Source organism: Shewanella halifaxensis HAW-EB4, from assembly GCF_000019185.1.
GTDB lineage: Bacteria > Pseudomonadota > Gammaproteobacteria > Enterobacterales > Shewanellaceae > Shewanella > Shewanella halifaxensis.
In genome coordinates this window covers 3,861,535-3,884,429 of sequence record NC_010334.1, presented here as the reverse complement: position 1 = coordinate 3,884,429, position 22,895 = coordinate 3,861,535, and the positions used below count along the sequence as shown (strand labels likewise).

General features: G+C 44.0%; 16 protein-coding genes. 14 read left to right on the top strand and 2 right to left on the bottom strand.

The genetic code is table 11. The features are described from left to right. Window position 1: 1 nt before the first annotated feature. From bfr to dinB, 3 genes are all read left to right on the top strand, one after another. On the top strand, window positions 2-469 hold the full coding sequence (bfr, locus tag SHAL_RS16395) for a bacterioferritin (RefSeq protein ID WP_012278248.1): 468 nt from the start codon (window positions 2-4) through the stop codon (window positions 467-469). Window positions 470-713: 244 nt separating this feature from the next. Then, window positions 714-941, top strand: coding sequence for a hypothetical protein (locus SHAL_RS16390; RefSeq protein ID WP_041416068.1), 228 nt, complete (start codon window positions 714-716; stop codon window positions 939-941). Between the two features lie 128 nt (window positions 942-1,069). Continuing rightward, a complete protein-coding gene (gene dinB, locus SHAL_RS16385) occupies window positions 1,070-2,146 on the top strand; it encodes a DNA polymerase IV (RefSeq protein WP_012278246.1) in 1,077 nt (358 codons plus the stop codon). An 88-nt stretch (window positions 2,147-2,234) separates the two neighbouring features. Here the strand turns inward: dinB and SHAL_RS16380 are convergent, their stop codons facing one another. Further along, window positions 2,235-3,695: an aminoacyl-histidine dipeptidase gene (locus SHAL_RS16380; RefSeq protein ID WP_012278245.1), complete on the bottom strand. Its 1,461-nt coding sequence runs from the start codon at window positions 3,693-3,695 to the stop codon at window positions 2,235-2,237. 1,830 nt (window positions 3,696-5,525) lie between these two features. Between SHAL_RS16380 and SHAL_RS16375 the strand changes: the two genes are divergently transcribed. From SHAL_RS16375 to SHAL_RS16355, 5 genes are all read left to right on the top strand, one after another. After that, entirely contained in the window at window positions 5,526-6,503 is a 978-nt protein-coding gene (locus tag SHAL_RS16375) for a hypothetical protein (protein ID WP_012278243.1), read from the top strand. A 556-nt stretch (window positions 6,504-7,059) separates the two neighbouring features. Continuing rightward, window positions 7,060-9,105 (top strand): pentapeptide repeat-containing protein, encoded by a 2,046-nt coding sequence (locus SHAL_RS16370; RefSeq protein WP_012278242.1) that lies wholly within the window; start codon window positions 7,060-7,062, stop codon window positions 9,103-9,105. Window positions 9,106-10,169: 1,064 nt separating this feature from the next. Then, complete coding sequence (locus SHAL_RS16365) at window positions 10,170-11,459, top strand: NCS2 family permease (protein ID WP_012278241.1); 1,290 nt, start codon at window positions 10,170-10,172, stop codon at window positions 11,457-11,459. Between the two features lie 268 nt (window positions 11,460-11,727). After that, the gene (gene proB, locus SHAL_RS16360; RefSeq protein ID WP_012278240.1) at window positions 11,728-12,846 is read left to right on the top strand and encodes a glutamate 5-kinase; all 1,119 of its coding nucleotides are present in this window, start codon (window positions 11,728-11,730) and stop codon (window positions 12,844-12,846) included. Beyond that, the gene (locus SHAL_RS16355; protein WP_012278239.1) at window positions 12,843-14,111 is read left to right on the top strand and encodes a glutamate-5-semialdehyde dehydrogenase; all 1,269 of its coding nucleotides are present in this window, start codon (window positions 12,843-12,845) and stop codon (window positions 14,109-14,111) included. The genes proB and SHAL_RS16355 overlap by 4 nt, the downstream gene beginning before the upstream one ends. 571 nt (window positions 14,112-14,682) lie before the next feature. On the opposite strand, the gene SHAL_RS16350 is transcribed toward SHAL_RS16355, so the two are convergent. Next, a complete protein-coding gene (locus SHAL_RS16350; RefSeq protein WP_012278238.1) occupies window positions 14,683-15,597 on the bottom strand; it encodes a DMT family transporter in 915 nt (304 codons plus the stop codon). 307 nt (window positions 15,598-15,904) lie between these two features. Between SHAL_RS16350 and dnaK the strand changes: the two genes are divergently transcribed. From dnaK to carA, 6 genes are all read left to right on the top strand, one after another. Next, window positions 15,905-17,821, top strand: coding sequence for a molecular chaperone DnaK (dnaK, locus tag SHAL_RS16345; RefSeq protein WP_012278237.1), 1,917 nt, complete (start codon window positions 15,905-15,907; stop codon window positions 17,819-17,821). Between the two features lie 95 nt (window positions 17,822-17,916). After that, window positions 17,917-19,047: a molecular chaperone DnaJ gene (gene dnaJ / locus SHAL_RS16340; protein ID WP_012278236.1), complete on the top strand. Its 1,131-nt coding sequence runs from the start codon at window positions 17,917-17,919 to the stop codon at window positions 19,045-19,047. A gap of 107 nt (window positions 19,048-19,154) precedes the next feature. Then, complete coding sequence (locus SHAL_RS16335) at window positions 19,155-19,955, top strand: M48 family metallopeptidase (protein ID WP_012278235.1); 801 nt, start codon at window positions 19,155-19,157, stop codon at window positions 19,953-19,955. 83 nt (window positions 19,956-20,038) lie between these two features. Then, window positions 20,039-20,656 carry a BamJ family beta-barrel-assembly machinery protein gene (bamJ, locus tag SHAL_RS16330; RefSeq protein ID WP_012278234.1) on the top strand — a complete coding sequence of 206 codons (618 nt, stop codon included), beginning with the start codon at window positions 20,039-20,041 and terminating at the stop codon, window positions 20,654-20,656. Between the two features lie 63 nt (window positions 20,657-20,719). Continuing rightward, window positions 20,720-21,535, top strand: coding sequence for a 4-hydroxy-tetrahydrodipicolinate reductase (dapB, locus tag SHAL_RS16325; protein ID WP_012278233.1), 816 nt, complete (start codon window positions 20,720-20,722; stop codon window positions 21,533-21,535). Between the two features lie 202 nt (window positions 21,536-21,737). Next, window positions 21,738-22,883, top strand: coding sequence for a glutamine-hydrolyzing carbamoyl-phosphate synthase small subunit (carA, locus tag SHAL_RS16320; protein WP_012278232.1), 1,146 nt, complete (start codon window positions 21,738-21,740; stop codon window positions 22,881-22,883). The last annotated feature ends 12 nt before the right edge of the window (window positions 22,884-22,895 follow it).

The following is a 22,895-nucleotide window of genomic DNA, read 5'->3' as shown; positions in this document are numbered from 1 at the left end:
TATGAAAGGTAACCAAGATGTCATCGACACACTTAATAAGCTGCTCACCGGTGAATTGTCTGCAATGGATCAATATTTTGTACACGGTTTGATGTTTGAAGACTGGGGGCTAAATGAACTTCACGAACGAATTTCCCATGAGTCAGATGATGAAAGAGATCACGCGAAGAAGTTAGTGCAGCGTATTTTGTTCCTTGAAGGGACCCCCGATGTGGCGAGCAGAGAACCGCTTAATATTGGTAAAGATACAGAGCAGATGCTCAAGAATGATTTAGCCTATGAATATCAAGTGGCCGATAACTTACGTAGTGCAATTGCCTTGTGTGAGGTTAAAAGTGATTACGAGAGCCGTGAGATCTTAGAAGTATTACTCGAGGAAACGGAGTCCGATCATATGTATTGGCTTGAGAAACAATTAGGTTTAATTGATAAGGTGGGCTTACAAAACTATCTACAGAGCAAAATGTAACCCACATCATTAATTGATTAAAAAGAGATGCTTTAAGCGTCTCTTTTTGATTTCGCTTGTAATCTATTTTTGGCTTAAATAAAGAGCACTGCCACTTTGCTAAGTGCTATACAGCGAGTGTTCAGCTAGCTTGGGTTAGCCTAGAAACTGACAATATCTGTATCGACTTTACTGAGTTTGTTTTGAATAAACAGATGATGAGGTATCAGTCTAAAATTTTTATTTGACCATTGGGGAGCAGGCTATGTTGATTTCAGCGAAAGCAGAGCGGGTTTATCTCGATGGCGATAATCAATTACAGATGGATTACCTGCTGGAATATATTGAGCGCCTTGAAACCCAGCTTGCCAATGAAAAGGTGATAGCGGATCTTAGTCAGAGCTTCTCAACTCATATTAAGTCTCGATCCATTTTATCTACCGAAGAGCAGACAATGCTCAGTCAGCTATTTTACCGCGAGCCTAAAATGTAAATCATATTTTAGAATAATTACTTAGCGTTTTTACTAACCGCCAATTTCAAAAGTTAGCATTTGATCTGTGTGCTTTATATTGAATACTGTTTTTATATACAGTAATATTCTTTTCGGAGGATATTGGCTTGCAAAAAATTATTCACGTCGACATGGATTGCTTCTACGCCGCAGTGGAAATGCGCGACTTTCCTGAACTAAGAGGAAAACCTATTGCGGTGGGCGGACGCAGCGATCGCCGTGGAGTGATCAGTACCTGTAACTACGAGGCACGTCAGTTTGGAGTCCGCTCTGCGATGGCATCGGGGTACGCCCTTAAGTTATGTCCCGATTTGATTTTGGTTCCTGGGCGGATGCAGGTTTATAAAGAGGTATCAAACCAGATCCGAGCCGTATTTGAGCGTTATACCGACTTAATTGAGCCCTTATCTCTGGATGAGGCTTACCTTGATGTGACAGAGAGTTCTCATTGTAAAGGCTCTGCTACCTTGATGGCAGAGGCTATTCGTGCCGAGATCTTGGCTGAGACGGGACTAACCGCATCGGCAGGCATCGCACCGGTTAAGTTTCTTGCCAAGATAGCATCTGATTTAAATAAACCGAATGGACAATATGTGATCCGCCCTGAGATGATTGAAGAGTTTGTAAAAACCTTACCGCTGATAAAAATACCTGGAGTGGGAAAGGTCACGGCTAAAAAACTTGCCGATCTGGGGCTACATACTTGTAGCGATATTCAGGCTTACCCAGAGCCTAAGTTGGTTGAGCGTTTTGGCAAATTCGGTAGCGTGCTCATTGAGCGATCTAAGGGAATAGATAAGCGTGCTATTTTGCCCAACCGAGAGAGAAAGTCGGTTGGGGTTGAAACTACATTAGCTAAAGATATTCACACCCTAGAGCAGTGTCGGGCGGTGATGCCGCAGCTTATTCAAGAACTCGGTGCTCGCGTGAGTCGTAGCGCTAAAGATAGAGCGATCAATAAGCAGGTGGTTAAACTTAAGTTTGAAGACTTTAAACAGACCACGATTGAGCATAGAAGTGATGAAATTTCAGTAAACCTGTTTTACCAGTTGCTTGAGCAAGCGATGGAAAGGCAGCATGAGCGAGGTATTCGCCTCTTGGGGGTTTCCGTTGGACTCGCTTCTAATAGCATTGCTTCGGAACAGGCAGATGTAGACAGCTCGCAGATGGATTTAGGGTTTTAGGCGTGTCGCGAGAAATAGCTCAGATTCTAGAAATAATAAAGGCCACTTATGACTAAGTGGCCTTATTCTTATAAACCTGTTTTATTGGTTAACCTTTAACGGGTGTACGCTCTAGTACCGCTAATAATAGATCCCAGTATTGGCCAACGGTCGTGATGTTAACTTTTTCATCAGGGCTGTGTGGGTAGCGAATGGTTGGCCCAATAGACACCATATCCATCTCTGGATAGGGCTTCTTGAATAAGCCACACTCAAGGCCAGCATGGATCACCATGATAGTCGGCTCTTTGTTATAAATCGCCTTGTAGGTCTCACGTACGCTTGCCATAACAGGTGAGCTATTGTCTGGCTTCCAACCTGGGTATGCACCGCTAAACTCAACATTTGCACCTGCAAGGTTAGCAAGAGAGCTCAATACGCCTTCAATCTCTTCGCGGCCAGAATCAATTAGAGAGCGAATTAAGCAAATAATTTGCACGCTGTTATCACTGGTCTCGATTACGCCAACGTTAAGTGATGTCTCTGTAACGCCCTCTACTTCATCACTCATGCGAATGACGCCGTTAGGACAAGCATTAAGCACATCAATTAAGATCTGCTGTGACTCTTCACTCATGACCTGCTTTTCTGCCGGGATCTCTTCTAACGTTAGAATCGTACCAGGATCGGCAATGGCTAACTCTTGACGTACTAAGGCTTGAAACTCTGAAATACGTTCTTGCAGTAAAGATTGATTTTCAGGAGGTAACATAAAGCTAACGTCTGCTTCGCGTGGGATCGCATTGCGTAGTGAACCGCCAGTAAATTGAGTTAACTCAATAGCCAGTTCATCACCGTGATCAAATAGGAACCGCGCTAAAAGCTTGTTAGCATTACCACGACCTAAATGGATGTTAACCCCAGAGTGGCCACCCTTTAGGCCTGATAATGACAGTTTATAACTGGTATTAGTCGGCTCGGGGGACTGCCAAACTATAGGCACTGTTAACTGTGCGTCTACGCCGCCAGCGCAGCCCATATAGATCTCACCTTCTTGCTCAGAGTCTGTGTTGATCAGAATGTCAGCATCTAACATGCCAGCTTCTAGAGCAAACGCACCTGTCATACCAGCTTCTTCATCAATAGTCAGTAAAACCTCAAGCGGGCCATGAGCTATGTTGTCGGCACCTAAAATAGCCAATGCAGACGCCATACCAATGCCGTTGTCTGCACCTAAAGTGGTGCCTTTGGCTTTAACCCAGTCGCCATCAACATAGGCTTCGATTGGATCTTTTTCAAAGTCATGTACTTTGTCTGCGTTCTTTTGTGGCACCATGTCGATATGAGCTTGCAGGACGACGGTCTTACGGTTTTCCATGCCTGCGGTAGCTGGTTTCTTGATGATCAGGTTGCCAACTTTATCTTCGACGACGCTCAGCTGCTTGTCTTTAGCCCACGTTTGAATATAAGCACTCAATGCCTGCTCATGTTTAGATTGGTGTGGAATAGCACAGATCTGCTCGAACCATTGCCAAAGTGCTTGTGGTTGTAATTGGTTTAGAGTGGTCACTTAAAAATCCCCTGTTCTAATAAAATCACCCTATTCTAGTAAAATAGATAGGGCGCTGGTGCGGGTGTGGCTGAAAATGCAGACAGTCTAGCATAGTCTTTGTGCACCGCAGAGTCGTTTGCAACGGCTTTGTTGCGCTCTTGTCAGGCAAAGTTTCCACAATCGTTTTCATACTGGTCAAAGTCGTTGGATTCTTTAGCTCAATCTCTGCTATTGCCGTTTATGAACTTACTCAGTGAATCAAATTGAGGGGGATGAAAGTTAAATTCTGTAATAAAATAACGTAAAGTGGCTTTTTTACGCTTTTTTAATAAAAAAGCTTGTAATAAAACTACATTTATCTATAATTGCTTTCGTCGGGTAAGCAATGGTGCTTAGCGACACTTAGTCTATCCAGGATGGATAATTCTCCAAGGAATCGAGCGACAAGTTGACTCTACAAGCCAGCGAACGGCTTTTACGAAAGTAGAGTATTAGGAATTCAACTTTGTTTGGAGTATTAATTATGTATTTTAGTCACACTATTTATTCGCAGAGCTTTTGGTTAAACACAGAAATTTTGCGTGGCGGTTTATACGCCATGACTTTTAAGGGCTAACCCTCCTTTTATAAAGTCGCATCAGTTTCCATCAACCTTTATTGTATCTTTTAGATACTTAAGACCAAGTCGCAGATAGCCCAAGTTAGTATACTTTCGCTGTTTGCCATTGATTAACGCTAGCGCGCTAACCAATTTCCGCTAGGAACACTTGAAATGTCTTGCCCACTCATTGAGTGGGCTTTTTTTTATCTAAATTTTACTTCGGTGTTGAACAGCCCGCAGGGGGTTATCATTTCTTCTATTCTTCTATTCTTCTATTCTTCTATTCTTCGCTATGAACAAGTTTGCCAAAAACGCGCCGAGGGGATTAACTTCCTCTACTGATCGCTATAAGCATTTTTTAGTTTGTTTATTACCATTGTGCCTAGGCTTAAAATGTAGTTTTTTTGATCTTATTAGGTGTCTTATTGTGAAATAGAGCGTTTACGGCCTTGCTTCCGTGATCAATATCACCTTACCTTGTAGTTGAATTACCTTATACGCACTGTTTGAGTATTTTTTGATGCAAACACTTGTAATAAAATTACAGAAGCATATAATTACTCTCACTGGTTAAGCAGATGCTTTGCAGTTTTAAAGTCTATCCAGGAAGGATAATTCTCCAAGGAATCGAGCGACAAGTTGACTCATGAAATTAGTTTGGCTCAACCCCATTTGCTAATAATTTGAGATTCTATTTACAACTTTGTTAGGAGTACTGACTATGTCTTATACAGGACAAACTACGATTTACTGGCAAAACACTTGGTTTAATACTGATGTTTTGCGTGGCGGTTTATACGCCATGACTTTTAAGGGCTAACCCTCCTTTAAAGTAGTTTCATCATCCATCAACCTTATAACACCCTTTGGGTGTGTTTAGACTCAAGTTGTATATTGACACTGTCGATATGCCATTGATTAACGCTGGCGCGCTAACCGATTTCCTTATGGAACACTTGAAATGTCTTACCAGCTCTCTTTGAGCTGGTTTTTTTTTGCCTGTGATTTAGGATTTAGGATTTAGGATTTAGGATTTAGGATTTAGGATTTAGGATTTAGGATTTAGAGTTTAGGATTTAGAGTTTAGGATTTAGAGTTTAGAGTTTAGAGTTTAGAGTTTAGAGTTTGAGCTAGCTTATCTTCAAGGAATGACACCCATAATATCTTCAAGGAATGACACCCATAATAAATGACAAGGTTTGCTTCCTACGGCTAAGCTATAGTGAATGCTGAAGTAGGAGGTTGTTATGCCCCGCGCAAGAAGTACGTTAATAAGCCTAGAAGATACGCCTTACTATCATTGCTGTAGTCGTGTCGTTCGCCACGCCTACCTGTGCGGTTATGATAAATACACTGGCAAGAACTATGACCATCGCCGTGCCTGGGTAGAAGCACAAATACTGAAGTTAACAGAGGTGTTTGCGATTGATGTGGCTGCATTTGCAGTGATGAGTAATCATCTGCATGTCGTGCTTTATGTTGACTTAGAAACAGTGAATAGCTGGTCAGATAGAGAGATCGTTGAGCAGTGGCATAAGCTGTTTAACGGTACTGATTTAACAAAGAAATTTGTCAACGGTGACGTGATTGAAGAGTGCATGGTAGCAACACTGAAACACTTGATTGCGACTTATCGTTCACGCCTAAGTGATATCAGTTGGTTTATGCGTTGCCTTAATGAACCAATTGCACGACAAGCCAATTTTGAAGATGACTGTACAGGACACTTCTGGGAAGGGCGGTTCAAAAGCCAAGCGTTACTTGATGAAGCCGCAGTGCTTGCCTGTATGGCATATGTGGAGCTTAATCCTATTCGAGCCAAGATGGCAAAAACGCCTGAAAAATCTGACTATACCAGCTTGCAACTGAGAGTGAACGCAGCGCTCAAAGGTAAGCAACCATCCAAGCTATTGCCTTTTATCGGTAACGAGAAAAAGTATCAACCAAAAGGCATCAATTTTTCGCTTCAAGATTACTTAACGCTTGTTGATGAAACTGGCCGAATCATTCGTGATGACAAACGAGGTGTAATCTCCGCTAATGCGGAAAAGATACTGAATAGACTCAATATCCATAGCGATAACTGGATAAAAATTACCTCTGAATTTGGTAAGTTATTCCATGGCCCTGTAGGCACTCTACAGGAGTTAACTCACTACTGTGAACATTTAGAAAAGCGACGAAGGCACTTTGCGCATTGTTGCCAGTACCTTAAGGCAAGCTAAGCCATTCCTAAAATCATCTCTGCTCATAGAATTAATCTATGAGCCAATTTTTGCTGCCTAAAATCCATCATTTTACAGCTTAAACCATTACTAACTCATGTTTTGTCATCTTTAACACGCCCCCATAAGAATATGAGTCGATGGCTTAACGTGCCTTAGGGCCTAAGACTGGAAATCTGTAGTATCTTGTTGATTTATAATGGGTGGCTTTGCTTGTATTGATATCAAAACAGTAAGATAGTTATAACTGAAGTCTGCATTTTAAATGCGTAAATAAACAAGTGTTTAAATTACTGGTGATTTAATATGGGGGGCTTAGTTATATTTTAGATATATTTATTGATTTAATACGGGTGGCAGAGTGTTGCTATAGATGCTTGTGAATACATCAAGTAGGACACGAAATGCAATCGATTGCTTATTCTTATGAGCGGTTGACTCAAACAACACTCTAATTCACTATCATAAAGGATAATGACGCCTTGCGCGTTCAGAGGCTTGGGATAGCCCATTATTACTATTTCAGAAAAATCTGTTCCATTATAAGGAAAATAACGTGCAGACTATCAATGATTACCGCAGCAACTTTAACGTGTTGTTAGCGTTAACATTCTCTCTCACTTTCGTGACAGCTTGTGAAAGCGACGACAATGATACTCAAATACAGTCAGACCTTTTAACCGAAAAGGACTTTGCCAATAATAGTCGCTTACGTGCCAACCCTGAACAAGGTACCGTTGCTTTATTTCTCGAGCCACCTTCGGCAACTGTAGAGGGTGACTCTAATGGCGAGTCAGGCTCTGACATCATCCCCTACCAATATTCGCGTCCCCTCAAGCATACATTTTGCTATGAAGATGGTAACAGCAATTCAAATCACTCTATGGTGCTTAATAATAGCAGTGGCGATGAAGTACTTAGCGTTACAGCCAATGATGAATGCGCATCGGCAGTAATTCCTGCTGGGGAATATCAGCTGGTACTGACCCATGGTCAGCATGTAGATAGTACTGATACTACCTTCTTGGTGACGACGCCTGATAGTGGTTCGCAGCTAGAAGCTAATAGCGTTAATTATTCGATTGTTTCCAAACTACTGAGTACCATTGGCAATATCCTGATAAGCCCAGCTTATGCAGACACTGCAGATGATAATGTGACTACGCTTATTTCCACCAACGCATGCAAGAATTGTGATTTGTCAGGCGCAGACTTGGATAATGCAACACTCACATTTGCTGATCTTTCCGGCGCTGATTTAAGTGATGCCATATTAACCAATGTCGACCTTTTTGAATCAACGCTCACTGGAACCAACTTTAGTGGCGCCGATATGAGCAACGGTGATTTTCGTGGTTCGGAAATGACGTATGCAGATCTCAGTAATGCCAATCTAAGTGGGGCTTCTTTTTCCAGCGCTCAATTATCCCCTGCGGACCTTGATAAAGCGACTGTCACGGATACAGATTTTGATAACGCCAACCTCGTTGGCGCGACATGGGTCGACGGAGGCATTTGTGATATCACCTCTGTTGGCTTTTGTAATTCAACCGCGGTTGCCGAGTCTGACCCGTGCGATTCTGTTAAGCAGGATGTTACCGATGATGGCAACACCGTCTATAAATGTTTACTGCCAGCCGTTGATAAAGAAGTTTGTACCACCGAGTCTGGTGGTCTTGATGGTGGCACGTCAATAACAAGCTGTGAAGCAAAAGATACTTCAGAGCTGGTTATGTCTGTTAATCTTGTCGATATCTTCAGCCAGGTTAGCTCATCCTTTGATGCAACTCTGGACAACGACACTCCCATGGCCATTTTAGCCTGGGGGGGAGAAGGTGGCATTGGCTCTAGTGGTGGACTCTGGACCTCTGGGGGGGATGGTGGTAAGAGCGGTTTTGCATCAACAGTCACGACGTTATCTCATTTCCTAGACGATTATGGGCAAACATCATTCAATTTCTTCATCGGTGAAAAAGGCACACTGAGTAATATCGATGGTGACGGAGGCTCTTCGACACTGGTCATGATTGCAGAAAGTAGCCCTGCTTCACTTGAAGACGATATCATACTTATTGCTGGCGGTGGCGGCGGTGGTGACTCTTCTGGATGGCTTAACGATGGTACAGATGGCGGTGCTGGTGGCGTTGCAGCCTCATCAATCATCGGTCAGGGAACCATTGGCGTAGGCCAAGCCATTATCGGTGTAGCCGACGGTGGCAGCACGGATGAATGGGGGAATGGTGGAAGTGGCGCCAATGACGGCAAAAATGGCATTGGTGGTCAAGGCGGACAAGCATTTTTAGGGCTTAATAGTGAGTGGGTAAATGGCGATCCTGGGGTCGGTTCAGACGGCAGGGGCGGCAATGCAGATGATAGCTTTAGCGCTTCTGGCGGCGGTGGCGGCGGAGGTGGTTATGGTGGCGGTGGTGCTGGCGATGATGGAGCAGGAGCCGGTGGCGGAAGCTGGTCAGTCATCCCTGCCACAACCTGTAATAGCGCACCCACTCAAGACACTGCACTTTCAAACCCTAGTTCATCAGCTGATGACTTTGGCAGTAAAGATGGCGCGGTTGAAGTTTGGATATTTCCAAAGGGCTGTTAGTCACAGATAAAACAAGCTGAGAGTAGGGCATTTTTTTCCGTTCTCAGCCAGCTCGATTTACGTGTTAGCTCACCTGTTTTAATAAATGCCTGTATCTGTTTATTATTCATCTTCTTCTGCTACCAAATGGTGACTAACTGTAGCAAACAGTGATGGACAACCACAAAACCTACAACAGTAGGTTTTATAAGGGATTTATAAACAGCTTCAAACTAAGAAAAACACGACTCTTTCAGAGTGGGTTAAACCAGTTAAAAATTGGCTTGGTTAAATGTATAGCTAACAAGAATTTAAAGCGGGACTGCTATAATTGTTTGCTCGGTTTCACTTCGCTGCACATTTTAGCAAACAATTATCAGTCTCTTAAATGGACGTTATCCTATACCTGATTACCATACACTTGCTAATCTCACTACTCAAATTTTGAGCCTCAGTTCTAACGCATTTATGTCCAATAACGAGTTAGGGCTATGCCATAACCCTAAATTCCAAAGGTTGTGCTTTTCTAATTCGGTGTAGATACGGCTGAGGTCTTCGGTGGCATGGATGCCATCGCAGAGCTTACAGGGACGTACTTGTAGCGAGTCTCAGAAGTGTCTGCACATACGCCTGCCGCAGGCAATTGGAACCACTTTTGCTGATTATCATGCTCGGCTTAAAAACAACATTATAGATATGCTTTTTTCAATCATTCGGGGGCGGGCGAAGCGCCGTGACTTTAATTGTTAGACGCAGTCTAACTTATCGTAGAAATTCGACAGTTATTAATTGTCATCAACAGCAAAACAATCAAACGCTAAAGCTGAACTCAGTGGGCTCCCGAGTAGCCCAACTCACAAACGAACAGGTGTTTTAAATAACTGGTCTCTGACCTAACCGCCCCGTATAATCCCTTGTAAATGTACATCTTGAACGATTTTTGTGCATATCGGTATTCGAACTTTGTTAATTTAAACTTACTGTGAATCAAATGATGATTGTTTGCTAAATAGAAAAGTCTTACTTAAGTTACCAATGGTTACACCCTACAAATCAATATAATAAAAACCAAGGGACTGAGTTCCATGTTAGAAAAACTATTCAAATTAAAACAAAATCAAACAACGCTAAAGCAAGAGGTTGTGGCGGGTTTAACCACATTCTTGACCATGGCTTATATTATTTTCGTTAACCCTATGATGCTGGCCGATGCCGGTATGGATCATGGCGCCGTGTTTGTCGCCACCTGTTTAGCAGCAGCAATTGGTTGCTTAGTGATGGGCTTAGTGGCTAATTACCCCATTGCACTTGCGCCAGGTATGGGATTAAACGCCTTCTTTACCTATACGGTAGTCGGCGAGATGGGTTATTCATGGGAGACGGCCTTAGGTGCGGTGTTCCTGTCGGGGATCTGTTTCTTGGTGCTGTCTTTAGTGCGTATTCGTGAATGGATAGTTAATAGTATTCCTATGTCACTGCGGATCGGTATTGCTGCTGGCATCGGTCTTTTCTTGGCTTTGATAGGGCTTAAGAGTGCGGGGATTGTGGTTGCCAGCCCTGCAACACTCGTGACTATGGGGGATATAACTGCGTTTCCTGCGGTTATGGCTGTTTTGGGCTTTTTCTTGATTATCGCCATGGTACACCGAGGTATGAAGTCAGCAGTCATTGTTAGCATTCTTGCTGTTACTGCATTAGGGCTATTATTTGGTGACGTGCAGTATCAAGGTGTGGTTTCAATGCCTCCTTCAATCGCACCGACTTTTATGAAGATGGATCTTTCTGGCGTGCTTGAAATTAGTATGTTGTCGGTGGTATTTGCCTTTTTATTTGTCGATCTATTCGACACCTCTGGCACCTTAGTGGCAGTGGCTCAGCGTGGTGGTTTTTTAGATGATAAAGGCCGTTTGCCAAGGCTTAATCGTGCATTAACCGCTGACAGCACTGCAACCATTGCCGGCGCCATGCTGGGAACCTCAACCACGACTAGCTATATCGAGAGTACCGCAGGTGTGAGTGCGGGCGGGCGCACTGGATTAACTGCCGTTGTGGTTGGTTTGCTATTTCTCGGTTCGCTATTTATTTCGCCTTTAGCGGCAATGGTGCCTGCGTATGCAACGGCGGGGACGCTATTTTACGTGGCGATCTTAATGATGTCAGGCCTAGTTCATGTTGAGTGGGAAGATATTACCGAAGCGGCACCCGTTGTTGTGGTATGTATCTTAATGCCGCTAACATTCTCTATTGCCACAGGCATTGCGATGGGTTTTATCTCTTATGCTGTAATCAAGTTGATGAGTGGCCGCTATAAAGACTTAAGCTTTGGCGTGGTGATATTAGCGGCTCTGTTCATTGCTAAGTTTATTTATGGCTAGCACGTTCTGTGAGTGTGAATGGCGCGTTCAATAAATGCGAGTTGCACAATAGAAAAGCTGCACACAATGTGGCTTTTCTATTTATGGCGATTTAGAACCGACTGTTAAAAAATCTCGCGTTAAATTTCAATATTCTGCTAAATTTGCTGCAAATTCCATGAGAAATCCCTAATTCAGCTTTTTTTTCAGTTTCTTTGTTGGTGCTTACTACCATTTCAAACCTAGATTGGGTATAAGGTTTTATTCAATGTAATTTTGTTAGCAAATAATGAACTTAAGTGAGATTAGTTACCGCCGCGTAGTGGTTAAATTGGGAACAAGTGTACTGACATCTGGCAGCTTAAAGTTAGATAAAGCGCACATGGTTGAATTAGCACGACAGATGGCTTGCTTGATGAAAGCAGGTGTTGAGGTCGTATTGTGTACCTCGGGAGCAATCGCTGCGGGTAAAGAGCATTTAGGCTACCCCCAATTACCCGATACCATAGCCAGTAAACAGCTGCTCGCTGCGGTAGGGCAAAGCCAGCTAATCCTTGCTTGGTCTCAGTTATTTAGTATTTATGGTTTGCACGTTGGCCAGCTATTGCTGACCCGCGCCGATCTGCATGACAGGGAGCGCTATTTAAACGCTAGAGACTCTCTTAATGCGCTGCTTAACAATGGCATTATCCCAATTATTAATGAAAATGACGCCGTAGCAACGGCCGAAATTAAAGTTGGCGACAACGATAATCTGTCTGCTAGAGCCGCACTGCTATGCGATGCAGATTTGTTGATCTTATTGACCGACCAAAAAGGTCTATTTGACGCCGACCCGCGTAAAAACCCTGATGCAAAGCTGATCACCGAAGTCCAAAACATCGATGATAGCCTACGTATGTTGGCTGGGGGCGCGGTTTCAGGCCTTGGTACGGGTGGAATGGCGACTAAGCTTGAAGCTGCGGATATTGCACGTCGTGCAGGTGTTGAAGTGGTGATCGCATCGGGACATCATAAAGATGTCATTCAAAATGTAGTGTGCGCAAAGCCTGTCGGTACCCATTTTACTGCGCTTGAGCATCCGCTTGAGAGCCGTAAACAGTGGATTCTGGCCGGGCCTAAGGCTCGTGGTCAAGTCGTGCTGGATACTGGTGCAATTACAGCGGTAACCCAGAAAGGCAGAAGCTTGCTCTCTAAAGGGATCATCGAGGTTAACGGGCTATTTCAGCGCGGCGATACCATAGAACTTGTTGATACTAAGGGTAAGGTTTACGCCAAGGGCATGAGTCGATACGGCTCGCTTGATGTCAGTAAGATTGCTGGTAAGCACTCTGATAACATCGAAGAGATACTAGGCTACGATTATGGTGATGCAGTAGTTCACCGCAACGACATGGTGGTGTTATGAATAACGACGAATATTTAACGGCTTTAGGCCAAAATGCAAAGCAGGCGAGCTATGCCTTGGCCACGCTTTCGGGTCAACAGAAGTCAGCGCTATTACGCTGTATTGCCGATAAGCTTACGGCAGCTAAAGCTGACATAGTGAGTGCTAACCAACAAGATGTTGCAGATGCAAAAGCGAACGGCTTATCTGATGCGATGATCGATCGCTTGTTACTCGATGAAACAAGATTGATGGGCGTGATTAGCGACATTGATAACGTGATTGGTCTGACCGATCCTGTTGGTAGCGAAATCGATAGTCGCCTGTTAGATAATGGCTTGCGCTTATCTCGCAGACGTGTGCCACTCGGGGTTATCGGCGTTATTTACGAAGCTCGCCCAAATGTCACCGTCGATATCGCAGTATTGGCCCTTAAAACTGGTAATGCAGTTATTCTGCGTGGCGGCAAAGAGACGCTAGCGTCGAACAAAGCCTTATGCACAGTGATCCGTAGTGCCATGGTATCGCAAGGCTTATCAGAAGATTGCGTACAGCTTATCGATAACCCTGATAGAAGCTTGGTATCAGGGCTATTAAAGCTCGATAAGTATGTCGATATGATAGTGCCGCGTGGCGGGCAAAACTTGCAGCGTCTGTGCGCCGAGCAAGCCACTATTCCAGTGATCTTGGGCGGTATTGGTATTTGCCATATCTACGTTGATGCTGAGGCTAACCTCGAAAAAGCGGTTTCAGTGATTGAAAATGCCAAAGTACAACGACCGACAGTTTGTAATGCGCTCGATACCGTGCTTATTCATCAAAGCCATGCGAAGCAGTTTATCCCTGTATTAGCTAAGCACCTTAGTGGTTTAGGGGTTAATTTTTATGGCTGCGATCAGACACAAGCTATCTTAACAGCAGAAGGTCTAGATGTTTCTGCGGCAACCGATGAGAGCTTCGCAACAGAGTGGTTGTCACTGACTCTAGGCATTAGAGTTGTTGCTGACCTTGATGGCGCGGTTGAACATATCCGTCAATTCTCAAGTGGCCACTCAGAGTCGATTTTGACCGATAACATTCATACCGCGAGCGACTTTATGAACGCTATCGACTCGGCTGCCGTCTACGTTAATGCCAGTACCCGCTTCACCGATGGCGGTGAGTTTGGCTTAGGCGCAGAAGTTGCAGTAAGTACGCAAAAATTGCATGCTCGTGGACCTATGGGTCTAGAAGCGCTAACAACCTATAAATGGTTAGCGTGGGGCGATTATACGATTCGTGGTTAAACAGGGTTTACTTGATCTGTTTTAAGTCCACATAAAAAGCCGCATTGAGCGGCTTTTTTTATGACATATTTCCGGGGAGGAATGCCGTTAAGTGGTTAAGGACGAGAATACTCGCGGCTCATAAGTGATTATTTGGTGTAGGTATAACACAAAGTAGGTAAGGGTCATCAATACCGTATAGATCCTAAAGGATTTCAGTAGGTCCCGCATATGAAAGAAATGCCGATATCGGTTCTCTCGGGTAAAGTAGAGTGAGGGAATGAGAAAAAAGCAGTATATAAACGCAAAATACCAAGAGTAAGAGCGTCCTAGCTGTAACTCATTTAATAGCATCGCCACGGCAACTAGCATAGAGCTTAGTCTGATAAGCATCGCGACTTTGGGTTGTCTGAAAAATTTAAGTGCATCCATATATTTGTAATACATAACTAATATCCATTTTGTTACGCAGTTGTTACTTTATACCTGTGCCTAAGCTGATTTACAATTAAAGTTTAGTCTATTAATACCTTTGAACTAAAAAGCCGAACACTAGGTTCGGCTAAATGGTTAACTTATCTAATTTAGGTGTTTAAGCTGATATACGTTTTCTTGTGCGCCATTGGCCAACTTTAGGCAAAATCTGCTGTAATACCAGTGCGAGAATAATCAAGCCTAGACCTATATAGGTCGATTTTTCGATGTTTTCTTGCAATATCCAAGCGATAAAGCCTATCGACATAACCGGGGTAATAAACACTAGCGTACTGATACTCGCTGTGCGCTCAGCTTTCTTTAAGGCGACTAACCAAAGTACAAAAGTGACACCCATTTCAAATAGCCCAACATAGACGCCGGCGAACAAGGCTTTTACGTCCCAAGTTGGTAAAGACTGAGTCAGTAACAGTGCGATGACAATAAAGGGCAGACCCACTAAAAAGCTCAGCAAGAGACTAATAACGGGATCGCCTTTGTCTTTGGTATTAACGATCCAATAAAGCGACCAAAGCAGTGTACTGGTTAACGCAAGGATCACGCCCGTCATACTTTCAAAGTGAACGTTGGTGATATTGCCTTTTGTTGCAATAAAGAACACTCCAGAGTAAGCCACGAGCGCGGCTGTTATATCACTCTTTCTCAATTTTTGACCCAGTAAGGGTACCGATAGCAAAGGAAGCAAAATAGCCCAGGTGTAATTAAGGGACAGTGCTTGCTGCGCTGGCAACAGGTCATAGGCTTTGAATAGTACTAGATAGTACAAGAAAGGGTTGAGTAGGCCCGTTTGTAAATAGAACCAAGGTCTGCTCAAAAACTGCTGCTTAATCAGTGAAAGTTTTCTCTGTGCAAATAATATTGAACCTAAGGCAAAGATAGATGTGGTGACAGCAATAAACACCAATTGCAAGGGAGTATAGTGCGCTAAAGCTAACTTAAACGCTGTTGCGACCGTGGACCATAAGACAATGGCGCCGATACCGAACAGATAGGCTTGATGGGATGATTTCAATGTTTACTACTCTACAAAATGAGATGACAACTAAGCGTAAATTGACTCTTGATGAACCCAATTGACACGCTACCTCTAGATTGTATCCATTATACGTTTTGCCTCGAGTTGCGAACGAGTCACAGATCAAATTAATGCATTCTCAAGATAATTTTAAATTTCTCCCTTGTATTCATCTTAAACGTCCCAATATAGGGGTTAAGAGAAGATTTAGGGTGATAAAAAAAGACTTGAAAAGTATTCGGTCTGTCCCCACTTCATAAACCAGATAACAAATTTAGTTTTTAAAAGTTTTTCGGAGGACTCCATGGGTAGAATTATTGGTATCGATTTAGGCACAACTAACTCTTGTGTTGCAGTATTAGATGGCGGCAAAGCACGCGTATTGGAGAATGCTGAAGGCGATCGTACGACACCCTCAATCATTGCATACACTGCAGATGAAACTTTAGTTGGTCAGTCTGCAAAGCGTCAGGCTGTAACCAATCCAACTAACACTGTATATGCTATTAAGCGTTTAATTGGCCGTCGTTTTAAAGATGACGAAGTTCAGCGTGACGTTGATATTATGCCATTCAAAATCATCAGCGCAGACAATGGCGATGCTTGGGTTGAAGCTCAAGGCAAGAAAATGGCTCCACCACAAATCTCTGCTGAAATCTTGAAGAAGATGAAGAAGACAGCTGAAGATTTCTTAGGTGAAGAAGTGACAGAAGCGGTTATTACCGTTCCGGCTTACTTTAACGATTCACAGCGTCAAGCTACTAAAGATGCGGGTCGCATCGCAGGTCTTGAAGTTAAGCGTATTATCAACGAGCCAACTGCTGCAGCACTTGCTTACGGTATCGATAAGAAGCAAGGCGACAACATCGTTGCGGTATACGACTTAGGTGGTGGTACATTCGATATCTCTATCATCGAAATCGATAGCGTTGATGGCGAGCAAACGTTCGAAGTACTTGCGACTAACGGTGACACTCACTTAGGTGGTGAAGATTTTGATAACCGTATGATTAAGTATCTTGCTGACGAATTCAAGAAAGAGCAAGGGCTTGACTTACGTAACGATCCACTCGCTATGCAGCGCCTAAAAGAAGCTGCAGAAAAAGCGAAGATCGAACTATCAAGCACAACACAAACTGAAGTTAACCTGCCATACATCACTGCCGATGCAACAGGTCCTAAGCACTTAGTGGTTAAAATCACTCGTGCAAAACTTGAGTCACTAGTTGAAGATTTGATTAAACGTTCACTTGAGCCACTAAAAGTTGCACTTGCAGATGCTGATCTTTCAGTTTCTGACATCAACGAAGTGATTCTAGTGGGTGGTCAGACTCGTATGCCTAAAGTGCGTGAAGAAGTGTCTGCATTCTTCGGCAAAGAGCTACGTCAAGATGTTAACCCTGATGAAGCTGTTGCTATCGGTGCAGCAGTTCAAGCAGGTGTTCTATCTGGCGACGTTAAAGACGTATTGCTACTAGACGTTACACCGCTGTCTCTAGGTATTGAGACTATGGGTAGCGTAATGACTAAGCTTATCGAGAAGAACACTACTATCCCGACTAAAGCTTCACAAACATTCTCGACTGCTGACGACAACCAAAGCGCGGTAACTATTCACGTACTTCAAGGTGAGCGTAAGCAATCAAGCGGTAACAAGTCTCTAGGTCAATTCAACCTAGAAGGTATCGAAGCTGCTCCACGTGGCATGCCACAAATTGAAGTTGCTTTCGACATCGATGCTGACGGTATCTTGCATGTATCTGCTACAGACAAGAAGACAGGTAAAGCACAAAACATCACCATTAAAGCCTCTTCAGGTCTAAGTGATGAAGAAGTTGAAGCTATGATTCGTGATGCTGAAGCTCACGCTGACGAAGATGCTAAGTTCGAAGAGCTAGTTAAGTCTCGTAACCAAGCTGATGGCATGGTTCACGCAACTAAGAAGCAGATCGAAGAAGCGGGTGAAGCACTTCCAGCGGACGAGAAAGAGAAGATTGAAGCTGCAATGGCTAACGTTGAAACTGCTGTTAAAGGCAATGACAAAGAAGCGATTGAAAAGTCTACTCAAGAGCTAATGGAAGCATCTTCTAAGTTAATGGAGATCGCTCAAGCTAAAGCGCAAGCTGAGCAAGGTCAACCAGAAGGTGAAGCAAAGTCTGCTAAGCCTGAAGATGACGTAGTTGATGCTGAGTTTGAAGAAGTTAAAGACGACAAAAAATAATGACGGGTAACTCCTAAATTATTGTAGCGGGCGTTATGAGGAAACTCTAACGCCCGTTTGTGCAACTGCAACTTTAGCAAAGAAAGTATTTAACTATGTCAAAGCGCGATTTTTACGAAGTATTAGGTGTCGGACGTGACGCCAGCGAACGCGAAATAAAGAAAGCTTATAAGCGTTTAGCAATGAAATTTCACCCAGACCGCAATCCGGGTAATAAAGAAGCCGAAGCGAGCTTTAAAGAAGTTAAAGAAGCTTACGAAATTCTAACCGACGGCGATAAGAAAGCGGCCTATGATCAGTTTGGTCATGCAGGTGTCGATCCTAATCGTGGCGGTGGTGGTTTCGGCGGCGGCGCCGATTTTGGTGATGTGTTTGGTGACGTGTTTGGCGACATCTTCGGCGGTGGACGCCGTGGTGGTCAGCGCCAAGCTGCACGTGGTAGCGACCTGCGTTACAACCTAGAGCTGTCTCTAGAAGAGGCTGTTCGCGGCCTAACCAAAGAGCTACGTATTCCAACATTGGCAGCCTGTGACGCTTGTGATGGTAGCGGCGCTAAGAAAGGCTCTTCGCCAACAACTTGTGGTACCTGTCACGGCCAAGGCCAAGTACAGATGCGTCAAGGTTTCTTCGCTGTACAGCAAGCCTGTCCAACCTGTCATGGCCGCGGCAAGATCATTAAAGATCCTTGTAACAAGTGTCATGGTGAAGGTCGCGTCGAGAAGAGCAAGACCTTGTCAGTTAAGATCCCTGCTGGCGTCGATACGGGCGATCGTATTCGTCTTTCTGGCGAAGGTGAAGCGGGTGAGTATGGCGCACCACCAGGTGACTTATATGTTCAGGTCAGTGTTCGTGAACATGCTATTTTCCAGCGTGATGGCAACAACCTTTATTGTGAAGTGCCAATTTCGTTCAGCAAAGCCGCTTTAGGTGGCGAGATTGAAGTGCCAACACTCGATGGCAAGGTTAATCTTAAGATCCCAGCTGAAACGCAAACAGGTCGTATGTTCCGTATGCGTGGTAAAGGCGTTAAGTCAGTACGCAGCCATGCGGTAGGTGACTTGCTATGTAAGGTTGTGATGGAAACCCCCGTTAACCTTAACGAGCGCCAAAAAGAGCTACTACGTGAATTTGAAGACACCTTAACGGGTCAGTCAAAGAAGCACAGCCCAAAGGCTGAAGGTTTCTTCGATGGCGTGAAGAAGTTTTTTCAAGATCTAAATAGCTAAAACTGGATTCATCCTGTATATAATTTAAGCCTCGCGACTGCGGGGCTTTTTATTGTCTGACGTTTATTATTAACATTAGGCTATGCGTAATAGGGAATTTAGCCGATATGAAAGGAATACTAATACTGCTTGGCGCAACATTGCTGCTAACCGGTTGTGCAACGAACCAATCGCCTACAGGGCGCGGGCAAACGTTACTGTTCTCATCGCAAGAGATGTCGCAGCTTGGCGACTCCTCATTTGCCCAAATTAAGCGGCAAGAGAAAATTGGTCAGGATAAAGCGGTAAACGCGTACGTTAACTGTGTTGCCAATAGGATAACTCAGGCTCTGCCCAACCAAAGTTTGCCTTGGGAAGTGGTGGTATTTGAGTCTGATCAAGTTAACGCCTTTGCTTTGCCAGGTGGTCATATCGGTGTGTATACCGGATTGCTTAATGTGGCAGTAAATGCCGACCAACTCGCCACTGTAGTTAGTCATGAGGTGGCCCATGTACTGGCAAACCACAGTAACGAGCAAGTGTCGCGGGCACAGATGACAGGCGCAGGCATGAAACTGGCGGATCTGGCCTTAGGTGTAGGCGGCATTGCCGATAAAGAGCTTTATATGGCGGCCCTCGGTTTAGGTGTGCAAGTCGGCTACATACTGCCTTATGGCCGCGACCAAGAGTCTGAAGCCGATGTGATGGGGGTCGAGCTGATGGCGAAAGCAGGCTTTGATCCGGCCGCGAGTGTCGAGCTTTGGAAAAACATGTCAAAAGCGGGTGGCGAACAAGGGCCTGAATTGCTTTCAACCCATCCATCCCATGGACAGCGCATTGCTCAGCTGCAACAGATGCAGGCAAAAGCCCAACCTTTATATCAAGCCAGCAAAGGCAGTGTGAAAAATAGTTGCCAAAGACCAAAATAGCTACGGTTTTTAGGGCAACATCACAGAAATTATGATAAAGTTGCGCGCGAAAATTCATTTGAATCATTGAGAGTACAATCATTATGTCTGAGAAGTTCAGTACAATTGAAGCGCAAGCAAGCTACGGTGTTGGTCGTCAACTAGGTGAGCAACTAGCTGCTAACTCGTTTGAAGGTATCGATATTTCTGCTGTTCAATTGGGTCTATCTGACGCTTTCGAAGGTAAAGAAAGTGTTGTATCTATGCAAGATATGCAAATTGCATTCACTGAAATCAGCCAGCGTATCCAGAAAGTTCAAGAAGCTGCTGCTGCTGCTGCATCAGAAGTAGGTGAAAAATTCCTTGCTGATAATGGTGCTCGTGAAGGCGTTGTGACTTTGGACTCTGGTCTACAGTACGAAATTATTACTGAAGGTAACGGTGACAAGCCTAGTTACGACTCTACAGTACGTACTCACTATCACGGTACTTTCATCTCTGGTGATGTATTTGATAGCTCTGTTGCTCGTGGTGAGCCAGCTGAATTCCCAGTTTCTGGCGTTATTGCTGGCTGGACAGAAGCACTACAACTTATGCCTACAGGTTCTAAGTGGAGACTATTTGTACCACAACACCTAGCATACGGTGAGCGCGGCGCAGGTGCTGCAATCCCACCATATTCAACTTTGGTATTCGAAGTTGAATTGTTAGACATTATCTAAGTTAGACAATAAGCCTAAGTTAATACTTAGGCTTTTTTTTGACATTTTGCAGGGAGTACTGAGATGACTGAACGCGTAAGAGTGGCAATAACAGGCGGCAGCGGTCGTATGGGACGTACTCTTATTGAAGCGGCAAAACAAAATGGCATCATTTTGTTGGGCGCGGCGATTGAACGAGCTGGTTCGACCCTAATGGGTGTTGATGCGGGTGAACTTGCCGGTGTAGGCTCGATGAACGTGGCTATCACCGACTCATTGGATAAAGCGGTAAATGACTTTGATGTGCTTATCGACTTTACCTCACCAGAAGCGAGTGTGTTTCATACAGACTGGTGCGCGAAAAACGGCAAGGCAATCGTTATCGGTACCACTGGATTCAATCATGCTCAGAAAGAACAAATTTCAGCCTATGCAGATCAAATACCGATTGTAATGGCACCCAATATGGCCGTCGGCGTTAACCTGATGTGGAAACTACTTGAAGTGACTGCAGAGGTAATGGGGCATTACTGTGATATCGAGATCATCGAAGGTCACCACAGATATAAGAAAGATGCACCTTCTGGGACTGCGCTTAAGATGGGTGAGGTGATCGCCGAAACCTTAGGTCGTGATCTTGAAAAATGTGCCGTTTATGGCCGTGAAGGGATGACTGGTGAGCGTGACAGAGAAACCATAGGTTTTGCTACTGTTCGTGCTGGTGACATTGTTGGTGAGCATACAGCGCTTTTTGCCGATATCGGTGAGCGGTTAGAGATCACCCATAAAGCATCGAGTCGAATGACCTTTGCTAATGGCGCTATGCGCGCTGCCACTTGGCTGGTCGAGCAAGATGCAGGACTCTACGATATGCAACAAGTCTTAGGCTTGAAAGCATAAATATTTAAAACCGCTATTAGCGGTTTTTTTTTGCATAAAAAATTTTTTTGACAAAATACTTTCTTCAGCTATAGACAAGTTTTGTATTTACATATAAAATCGGCGGAATTTGTCAAAATTTCGTATTTTAGCGAAAGTTGGTATTTTAGAAACACTCAAAAAACAATTAAATTCAAAGGTTTGGCTCTTTTCGGAGGTCGCATTGACAAAGTCTGCCCTACTCGTACTTGAAGATGGAACCATTTTTTCTGGCACTGCAATTGGTGCTGAAGGGATGTCTGTTGGTGAAGTCGTTTTTAACACTTCAATGACAGGTTACCAAGAAATTTTGACGGATCCATCATACTCACGTCAAATGGTAACCCTCACTTATCCACATATTGGTAATACTGGTACCAATGAAGAAGATACAGAATCTGATTCTGTTCATGCATGTGGTCTTATTATTAGAGACTTGCCGTTAATCGCAAGTAATTTTCGTAATCAGCAATCTTTAAGCGATTATTTGATCGCTAACAACGTTGTTGGCATTGCTGATATCGATACTCGTAAATTAACTCGTATCCTACGTGAAAAAGGCGCTCAAGCCGGTTGTATCATGGTTGGTGATTTAGATGAAGCTAAAGCGCTAGCTGCCGCTAAAGCCTTCCCTGGTCTTAAAGGCATGGATCTCGCTAAAGAAGTGACAACAAACGAAACCTATTCATGGCGCAGCGGTAGCTGGCGTTTAGTTGGCGGTTTGCCATCTGATACGCCTGAAGCTGAGCTTAAATATAAAGTTGTTGCTTATGACTATGGCGTGAAGCGTAATATCTTACGTATGTTGGTTGACCGTGGCTGTGATGTCACTGTTGTACCTGCACAAACTCCTGCAGCCGAAGTACTTGCAATGAATCCAGATGGGGTTTTCCTATCGAATGGCCCTGGTGACCCTGAGCCATGTGATTACGCAATTACGGCTATTCAAGAGATCTTAAAAACAGAGATCCCTGTTTTTGGTATCTGTTTAGGTCACCAGCTGTTGGCATTAGCTTCAGGTGCGAAAACACTGAAAATGAAGTTTGGTCATCACGGTGCCAACCATCCTGTGAGTAATATTGAGCAAGGAAATGTGATGATCACTAGCCAAAACCACGGTTTTGCTGCTGATGAAACAACACTACCAGCCAATATTAAAGTGACTCACAAGTCACTATTTGATGGCTCATTGCAAGGTATTCACCTGACCGATAAGCCAGCATTTAGTTTCCAAGGACACCCTGAGGCAAGCCCAGGACCACATGATGCCGCACCGTTGTTTAATCACTTCATCGATTTGATTGAATTGTACCGCAAGAACGCCAAGTAGTTACCTCATCCG

Bases quoted from the DNA above. Each gene is read 5' to 3' on its own strand.
- dnaK (WP_012278237.1), top strand. From the start codon at position 15,905: ATGGGTAGAATTATTGGTATCGATTTAGGCACAACTAACTCTTGTGTT.
- SHAL_RS16375 (WP_012278243.1), top strand. From the start codon at position 5,526: ATGCCCCGCGCAAGAAGTACGTTAATAAGCCTAGAAGATACGCCTTAC.
- SHAL_RS16365 (WP_012278241.1), top strand. From the start codon at position 10,170: ATGTTAGAAAAACTATTCAAATTAAAACAAAATCAAACAACGCTAAAG.
- dnaJ (WP_012278236.1), top strand. From the start codon at position 17,917: ATGTCAAAGCGCGATTTTTACGAAGTATTAGGTGTCGGACGTGACGCC.
- SHAL_RS16335 (WP_012278235.1), top strand. From the start codon at position 19,155: ATGAAAGGAATACTAATACTGCTTGGCGCAACATTGCTGCTAACCGGT.
- bamJ (WP_012278234.1), top strand. From the start codon at position 20,039: ATGTCTGAGAAGTTCAGTACAATTGAAGCGCAAGCAAGCTACGGTGTT.
- dapB (WP_012278233.1), top strand. From the start codon at position 20,720: ATGACTGAACGCGTAAGAGTGGCAATAACAGGCGGCAGCGGTCGTATG.
- proB (WP_012278240.1), top strand. From the start codon at position 11,728: ATGAACTTAAGTGAGATTAGTTACCGCCGCGTAGTGGTTAAATTGGGA.
- SHAL_RS16355 (WP_012278239.1), top strand. From the start codon at position 12,843: ATGAATAACGACGAATATTTAACGGCTTTAGGCCAAAATGCAAAGCAG.
- bfr (WP_012278248.1), top strand. From the start codon at position 2: ATGAAAGGTAACCAAGATGTCATCGACACACTTAATAAGCTGCTCACC.
- SHAL_RS16390 (WP_041416068.1), top strand. From the start codon at position 714: ATGTTGATTTCAGCGAAAGCAGAGCGGGTTTATCTCGATGGCGATAAT.